Origin of the sequence: Escherichia sp. WS568 (assembly GCF_046486085.1) — a bacterium.
Taxonomy (GTDB): Bacteria; Pseudomonadota; Gammaproteobacteria; order Enterobacterales; family Enterobacteriaceae; genus Escherichia; species Escherichia coli.
In genome coordinates this window covers 21701-29887 of sequence record NZ_JBJQMC010000035.1, presented here as the reverse complement: position 1 = coordinate 29887, position 8187 = coordinate 21701, and the positions used below count along the sequence as shown (strand labels likewise).

The 8187-nt window shown below is 51.4% G+C and carries 7 protein-coding genes and 1 pseudogene; all 8 read left to right on the top strand.

Annotated features, from left to right (window positions below):
* Nucleotides 1-130, top strand: a pseudogene (tuf, locus tag ACJHWR_RS23860) (elongation factor Tu); the annotation flags it as partial.
* Between the two features lie 229 nt (nt 131-359).
* Nucleotides 360-743, top strand: a complete 384-nt coding sequence (gene secE / locus ACJHWR_RS23855) for a preprotein translocase subunit SecE (RefSeq protein WP_001275702.1) — start codon at nt 360-362, stop codon at nt 741-743.
* Between the two features lies 1 nt (nt 744).
* Nucleotides 745-1290 (top strand): transcription termination/antitermination protein NusG, encoded by a 546-nt coding sequence (nusG, locus tag ACJHWR_RS23850; protein WP_001287516.1) that lies wholly within the window; start codon nt 745-747, stop codon nt 1288-1290.
* Between the two features lie 158 nt (nt 1291-1448).
* On the top strand, nt 1449-1877 hold the full coding sequence (gene rplK / locus ACJHWR_RS23845) for a 50S ribosomal protein L11 (protein ID WP_001085926.1): 429 nt from the start codon (nt 1449-1451) through the stop codon (nt 1875-1877).
* Nucleotides 1878-1880: 3 nt separating this feature from the next.
* A complete protein-coding gene (rplA, locus tag ACJHWR_RS23840; RefSeq protein WP_001096684.1) occupies nt 1881-2585 on the top strand; it encodes a 50S ribosomal protein L1 in 705 nt (234 codons plus the stop codon).
* Between the two features lie 291 nt (nt 2586-2876).
* On the top strand, nt 2877-3374 hold the full coding sequence (gene rplJ, locus ACJHWR_RS23835) for a 50S ribosomal protein L10 (RefSeq protein WP_001207201.1): 498 nt from the start codon (nt 2877-2879) through the stop codon (nt 3372-3374).
* A gap of 66 nt (nt 3375-3440) precedes the next feature.
* On the top strand, nt 3441-3806 hold the full coding sequence (gene rplL, locus ACJHWR_RS23830) for a 50S ribosomal protein L7/L12 (protein ID WP_000028878.1): 366 nt from the start codon (nt 3441-3443) through the stop codon (nt 3804-3806).
* A gap of 319 nt (nt 3807-4125) precedes the next feature.
* Nucleotides 4126-8154, top strand: a complete 4029-nt coding sequence (rpoB, locus tag ACJHWR_RS23825) for a DNA-directed RNA polymerase subunit beta (RefSeq protein ID WP_000263098.1) — start codon at nt 4126-4128, stop codon at nt 8152-8154.
* The last annotated feature ends 33 nt before the right edge of the window (nt 8155-8187 follow it).

The window sequence follows — 8187 nt, the reverse complement described above, 5'->3', positions numbered from 1 at the left end:
GCCGGGCGACAACATCAAAATGGTTGTTACCCTGATCCACCCGATCGCGATGGACGACGGTCTGCGTTTCGCAATCCGTGAAGGCGGCCGTACCGTTGGCGCGGGCGTTGTAGCAAAAGTTCTGAGCTAATTGCCGATAACATTTGACGCAATGCGCACTAAAAGGGCATCATTTGATGCCCTTTTTGCACGCTTTCGTACCAGAACCTGGCTCATCAGTGATTTTCTTTGTCATAATCATTGCTGAGACAGGCTCTGTTGAGGGCGTATAATCCGAAAAGCTAATACGCGTTTCGATTTGGTTTGCCTCGCGATCGCGGGGTGAAAATGTTTGTAGAAAACTTCTGACAGGTTGGTTTATGAGTGCGAATACCGAAGCTCAAGGAAGCGGGCGCGGCCTGGAAGCGATGAAGTGGGTCGTTGTGGTGGCATTGCTCCTGGTGGCGATTGTCGGCAACTATCTTTATCGCGACATTATGCTGCCGCTGCGTGCGCTGGCCGTAGTAATTCTGATTGCTGCAGCGGGTGGTGTCGCGCTGTTAACGACAAAAGGTAAAGCTACCGTTGCTTTTGCCCGTGAAGCGCGTACCGAAGTCCGTAAGGTCATTTGGCCGACTCGCCAGGAAACATTGCACACCACGCTGATTGTGGCTGCGGTTACCGCAGTAATGTCACTGATCCTGTGGGGACTGGATGGTATTCTGGTTCGCCTGGTATCCTTTATCACTGGCCTGAGGTTCTGAGATGTCTGAAGCTCCTAAAAAGCGCTGGTACGTCGTTCAGGCGTTTTCCGGTTTTGAAGGCCGCGTAGCAACGTCGCTGCGTGAGCATATCAAATTACACAACATGGAAGATTTGTTTGGTGAAGTCATGGTACCAACCGAAGAAGTGGTTGAAATCCGTGGCGGTCAGCGTCGCAAAAGCGAACGTAAATTCTTCCCTGGCTACGTCCTCGTTCAGATGGTGATGAACGACGCGAGCTGGCACCTGGTGCGCAGCGTACCGCGTGTGATGGGCTTCATCGGCGGTACTTCCGATCGTCCTGCACCAATCAGCGATAAAGAAGTCGATGCGATTATGAACCGCCTGCAGCAGGTTGGTGATAAGCCGCGTCCGAAAACGCTGTTTGAACCGGGTGAAATGGTCCGTGTTAATGATGGTCCGTTCGCTGACTTCAACGGTGTTGTTGAAGAAGTGGATTACGAGAAATCTCGTCTGAAAGTGTCTGTTTCTATCTTCGGTCGTGCGACCCCGGTAGAGCTGGACTTCAGCCAGGTTGAAAAAGCCTAACCCAGCGATCAAAAAAGCGGCGATTTAATCGTTGCACAAGGCGCGAGATTGGAATACAATTTCGCGCCTTTTGTTTTTATGGGCCTTGCCCGTAAAACGATTTTTTATATCACGGGGAGCCTCTCAGAGGCGTTATTACCCAACTTGAGGAATTTATAATGGCTAAGAAAGTACAAGCCTATGTCAAGCTGCAGGTTGCAGCTGGTATGGCTAACCCGAGTCCGCCAGTAGGTCCGGCTCTGGGTCAGCAGGGCGTAAACATCATGGAATTCTGCAAAGCGTTCAACGCAAAAACTGATTCCATCGAAAAAGGTCTGCCGATTCCGGTAGTAATCACCGTTTACGCTGACCGTTCTTTCACTTTCGTTACCAAGACTCCGCCAGCAGCAGTTCTGCTGAAAAAAGCGGCTGGTATCAAGTCTGGTTCCGGTAAGCCGAACAAAGACAAAGTGGGTAAAATTTCCCGCGCTCAGCTGCAGGAAATCGCGCAGACCAAAGCTGCCGACATGACTGGTGCCGACATTGAAGCGATGACTCGCTCCATCGAAGGTACTGCACGTTCCATGGGCCTGGTAGTGGAGGACTAAGAAATGGCTAAACTGACCAAGCGCATGCGTGTTATCCGCGAGAAAGTTGATGCAACCAAACAGTACGACATCAACGAAGCTATCGCTCTGCTGAAAGAACTGGCGACTGCTAAATTCGTAGAAAGCGTGGACGTAGCTGTTAACCTCGGCATCGACGCTCGTAAATCTGACCAGAACGTACGTGGTGCAACTGTACTGCCGCACGGTACTGGCCGTTCCGTTCGCGTAGCCGTATTTACCCAGGGTGCAAACGCTGAAGCTGCTAAAGCTGCAGGTGCTGAACTGGTAGGTATGGAAGATCTGGCTGACCAGATCAAGAAAGGCGAAATGAACTTTGACGTTGTTATTGCTTCTCCGGATGCAATGCGCGTTGTTGGCCAGCTGGGCCAGGTTCTGGGTCCGCGCGGCCTGATGCCAAACCCGAAAGTGGGTACTGTAACGCCGAACGTTGCTGAAGCGGTTAAAAACGCTAAAGCTGGCCAGGTTCGTTACCGTAACGACAAAAACGGCATCATCCACACCACCATCGGTAAAGTGGACTTTGACGCTGACAAACTGAAAGAAAACCTGGAAGCTCTGCTGGTTGCGCTGAAAAAAGCAAAACCGACTCAGGCGAAAGGCGTGTACATCAAGAAAGTTAGCATCTCCACCACCATGGGTGCAGGTGTTGCAGTTGACCAGGCTGGCCTGAGCGCTTCTGTAAACTAATGCCTTTACGTGGGCGGTGATTTTGTCTACAATCTTACCCCCACGTATGCTAACGAAAGTTAGCAGCTAAAAAGATTTGTTCGTTGGAGCCTGGCCTATCCAGGCCTCCGTCGAAGACCGCAGGAGTTTCGCAAGAAACTTAATCCCCTGCGTAGACGGTGACAGAACGCTAAGATTATTCTTTTATATTCTGGCTTGTTTCTGCTCACCGTAATTAAGACGCTCTCTCCGTTTGGAGGAGTGAAGTGAGTTCCAGAGATTTTCTCTGGCAAACATCCAGGAGCAAAGCTAATGGCTTTAAATCTTCAAGACAAACAAGCGATTGTTGCTGAAGTCAGCGAAGTAGCCAAAGGCGCGCTGTCTGCAGTAGTTGCGGATTCCCGTGGCGTAACTGTAGATAAAATGACTGAACTGCGTAAAGCAGGTCGCGAAGCTGGCGTATACATGCGTGTTGTTCGTAACACCCTGCTGCGCCGTGCTGTTGAAGGTACTCCGTTCGAGTGCCTGAAAGACGCGTTTGTTGGTCCGACCCTGATTGCATACTCTATGGAACACCCGGGCGCTGCTGCTCGTCTGTTCAAAGAGTTCGCGAAAGCGAATGCAAAATTTGAGGTCAAAGCCGCTGCCTTTGAAGGTGAGCTGATCCCGGCGTCTCAGATCGACCGCCTGGCAACTCTGCCGACCTACGAAGAAGCAATTGCACGCCTGATGGCAACCATGAAAGAAGCTTCGGCTGGCAAACTGGTTCGTACTCTGGCTGCTGTACGCGATGCGAAAGAAGCTGCTTAATCGCAGTTATCTTTTTAACGCATCCGCTTACGTATAAACTTATTCTGATATTCAGGAACAATTTAAATGTCTATCACTAAAGATCAAATCATTGAAGCAGTTGCAGCTATGTCTGTAATGGACGTTGTAGAACTGATCTCTGCAATGGAAGAAAAATTCGGTGTTTCCGCTGCTGCTGCTGTAGCTGTAGCTGCTGGCCCGGTTGAAGCTGCTGAAGAAAAAACTGAATTCGACGTAATTCTGAAAGCTGCTGGCGCTAACAAAGTTGCTGTTATCAAAGCAGTACGTGGCGCAACTGGCCTGGGTCTGAAAGAAGCTAAAGACCTGGTAGAATCTGCACCGGCTGCTCTGAAAGAAGGCGTGAGCAAAGACGACGCAGAAGCACTGAAAAAAGCTCTGGAAGAAGCTGGCGCTGAAGTTGAAGTTAAATAAGCCAACCCTTCCGGTTGCAGCCTGAGAAATCAGGCTGATGGCTGGTGACTTTTTAGTCACCAGCCTTTTTGCGCTGTAAGGCGCCAGTAGCGTTTCACACTGTTTGACTACTGCTGTGCCTTTCAATGCTTGTTTCTATCGACGACTTAATATACTGCGACAGGACGTCCGTTCTGTGTAAATCGCAATGAAATGGTTTAAGCGTGATAGCAACAGGCATTGCGGAAAGTGTTCCATTTTCCGGTCAACAAAATAGTGTTGCACAAACTGTCCGCTCAATGGACAGATGGGTCGACTTGTCAGCGAGCTGAGGAACCCTATGGTTTACTCCTATACCGAGAAAAAACGTATTCGTAAGGATTTTGGTAAACGTCCACAAGTTCTGGATGTACCTTATCTCCTTTCTATCCAGCTTGACTCGTTTCAGAAATTTATCGAGCAAGATCCTGAAGGGCAGTATGGTCTGGAAGCTGCTTTCCGTTCCGTATTCCCGATTCAGAGCTACAGCGGTAATTCCGAGCTGCAATACGTCAGCTACCGCCTTGGCGAACCGGTGTTTGACGTCCAGGAATGTCAAATCCGTGGCGTGACCTATTCCGCACCGCTGCGCGTTAAACTGCGTCTGGTGATCTATGAGCGCGAAGCGCCGGAAGGCACCGTAAAAGACATTAAAGAACAAGAAGTCTACATGGGCGAAATTCCGCTCATGACAGACAACGGTACCTTTGTTATCAACGGTACTGAGCGTGTTATCGTTTCCCAGCTGCACCGTAGTCCGGGCGTCTTCTTTGACTCCGACAAAGGTAAAACCCACTCTTCGGGTAAAGTGCTGTATAACGCGCGCATCATCCCTTACCGTGGTTCCTGGCTGGACTTCGAATTCGATCCGAAGGACAACCTGTTCGTACGTATCGACCGTCGCCGTAAACTGCCTGCGACCATCATTCTGCGCGCCCTGAACTATACCACAGAGCAGATCCTCGACCTGTTCTTTGAAAAAGTTATCTTTGAAATCCGTGATAACAAGCTGCAGATGGAACTGGTGCCGGAACGCCTGCGTGGTGAAACCGCATCTTTTGACATCGAAGCTAACGGTAAAGTGTACGTAGAAAAAGGCCGCCGTATTACTGCGCGCCATATTCGCCAGCTGGAAAAAGACGACGTCAAACTGATCGAAGTCCCGGTTGAGTACATCGCAGGTAAAGTGGTTGCTAAAGACTATATTGATGAGTCTACCGGCGAGCTGATCTGCGCAGCGAACATGGAGCTGAGCCTGGATCTGCTGGCTAAGCTGAGCCAGTCTGGTCACAAGCGTATCGAAACGCTGTTCACCAACGACCTGGATCACGGCCCATATATCTCTGAAACCTTACGTGTCGACCCAACTAACGACCGTCTGAGCGCACTGGTAGAAATCTACCGTATGATGCGCCCTGGCGAGCCGCCGACTCGTGAAGCTGCTGAAAGCCTGTTCGAGAACCTGTTCTTCTCCGAAGACCGCTATGACTTGTCTGCGGTTGGTCGTATGAAGTTCAACCGTTCTCTGCTGCGCGAAGAAATCGAAGGTTCCGGTATCCTGAGCAAAGACGACATCATTGATGTTATGAAAAAGCTCATCGATATCCGTAACGGTAAAGGCGAAGTCGATGATATCGACCACCTCGGCAACCGTCGTATCCGTTCTGTTGGCGAAATGGCGGAAAACCAGTTCCGCGTTGGCCTGGTGCGTGTAGAGCGTGCGGTGAAAGAGCGTCTGTCTCTGGGCGATCTGGATACCCTGATGCCTCAGGATATGATCAACGCCAAGCCGATTTCTGCAGCAGTGAAAGAGTTCTTCGGTTCCAGCCAGCTGTCTCAGTTTATGGACCAGAACAACCCGCTGTCTGAGATTACGCACAAACGTCGTATCTCCGCACTCGGCCCGGGTGGTCTGACCCGTGAACGTGCAGGCTTCGAAGTTCGAGACGTACACCCGACTCACTACGGTCGCGTATGTCCAATCGAAACCCCTGAAGGTCCGAACATCGGTCTGATCAACTCTCTGTCCGTGTACGCACAGACTAACGAATACGGCTTCCTTGAGACTCCGTATCGTAAAGTGACCGACGGTGTTGTAACTGACGAAATTCACTACCTGTCTGCTATCGAAGAAGGCAACTACGTTATCGCCCAGGCGAACTCCAACCTGGATGAAGAAGGCCACTTCGTAGAAGACCTGGTAACTTGCCGTAGCAAAGGCGAATCCAGCTTGTTCAGCCGTGACCAGGTTGACTACATGGACGTATCCACCCAGCAGGTGGTATCCGTCGGTGCGTCCCTGATCCCGTTCCTGGAACACGATGACGCCAACCGTGCATTGATGGGTGCGAACATGCAACGTCAGGCCGTTCCGACTCTGCGCGCTGATAAGCCGCTGGTTGGTACGGGTATGGAACGTGCTGTTGCCGTTGACTCCGGTGTAACTGCGGTTGCTAAACGTGGTGGTGTCGTTCAGTACGTGGATGCTTCCCGTATCGTTATCAAAGTTAACGAAGACGAGATGTATCCGGGTGAAGCAGGTATCGACATCTACAACCTGACCAAATACACCCGTTCTAACCAGAACACTTGTATCAACCAGATGCCGTGTGTGTCTCTGGGGGAACCGGTAGAGCGTGGCGACGTGCTGGCAGATGGTCCGTCCACCGACCTCGGTGAACTGGCGCTTGGTCAGAACATGCGCGTAGCGTTCATGCCGTGGAATGGTTACAACTTCGAAGACTCCATCCTCGTATCCGAGCGTGTTGTTCAGGAAGACCGTTTCACCACCATCCACATTCAGGAACTGGCGTGTGTGTCCCGTGACACCAAGCTGGGGCCGGAAGAGATCACCGCTGACATCCCGAACGTGGGTGAAGCTGCGCTCTCCAAACTGGATGAATCCGGTATCGTTTACATTGGTGCGGAAGTGACCGGTGGCGACATTCTGGTTGGTAAGGTTACGCCGAAAGGCGAAACTCAGCTGACCCCAGAAGAAAAACTGCTGCGTGCGATCTTCGGTGAGAAAGCGTCTGACGTTAAAGACTCTTCTCTGCGCGTACCAAACGGTGTATCCGGTACGGTTATCGACGTTCAGGTCTTTACTCGCGATGGCGTAGAAAAAGACAAACGTGCGCTGGAAATCGAAGAAATGCAGCTCAAACAGGCGAAGAAAGACCTGTCTGAAGAACTGCAGATCCTCGAAGCGGGTCTGTTCAGCCGTATCCGTGCTGTGCTGGTAGCCGGTGGCGTTGAAGCTGAGAAGCTCGACAAACTGCCGCGCGATCGCTGGCTGGAGCTGGGCCTGACCGACGAAGAGAAACAAAATCAGCTGGAACAGCTGGCTGAGCAGTATGACGAACTGAAACACGAGTTCGAGAAGAAACTCGAAGCGAAACGCCGCAAAATCACCCAGGGCGACGATCTGGCACCGGGCGTGCTGAAGATTGTTAAAGTATATCTGGCGGTTAAACGCCGTATCCAGCCTGGTGACAAGATGGCAGGTCGTCACGGTAACAAGGGTGTAATTTCTAAGATCAACCCGATCGAAGATATGCCTTACGATGAAAACGGTACGCCGGTAGACATCGTACTGAACCCGCTGGGCGTACCGTCTCGTATGAACATCGGTCAGATCCTCGAAACCCACCTGGGTATGGCTGCGAAAGGTATCGGCGACAAGATCAACGCCATGCTGAAACAGCAGCAAGAAGTCGCGAAACTGCGCGAATTCATCCAGCGTGCGTACGATCTGGGCGCTGACGTTCGTCAGAAAGTTGACCTGAGTACCTTCAGCGATGAAGAAGTTATGCGTCTGGCTGAAAACCTGCGCAAAGGTATGCCAATCGCAACGCCGGTCTTCGACGGTGCGAAAGAAGCAGAAATTAAAGAGCTGCTGAAACTTGGCGACCTGCCGACTTCTGGTCAGATCCGCCTGTACGACGGCCGCACTGGTGAACAGTTCGAGCGTCCGGTAACCGTTGGTTACATGTACATGCTGAAACTGAACCACCTGGTCGACGACAAGATGCACGCGCGTTCCACCGGTTCTTACAGCCTGGTTACTCAGCAGCCGCTGGGTGGTAAGGCACAGTTCGGTGGTCAGCGTTTCGGGGAGATGGAAGTGTGGGCGCTGGAAGCATACGGCGCAGCATACACCCTGCAGGAAATGCTCACCGTTAAGTCTGATGACGTGAACGGTCGTACTAAGATGTATAAAAACATCGTGGACGGCAACCATCAGATGGAGCCGGGCATGCCAGAATCCTTCAACGTATTGTTGAAAGAGATTCGTTCGCTGGGTATCAACATCGAACTGGAAGACGAGTAATTCTCGCTCAAACAGGTCACTGCTGTCGGGGTA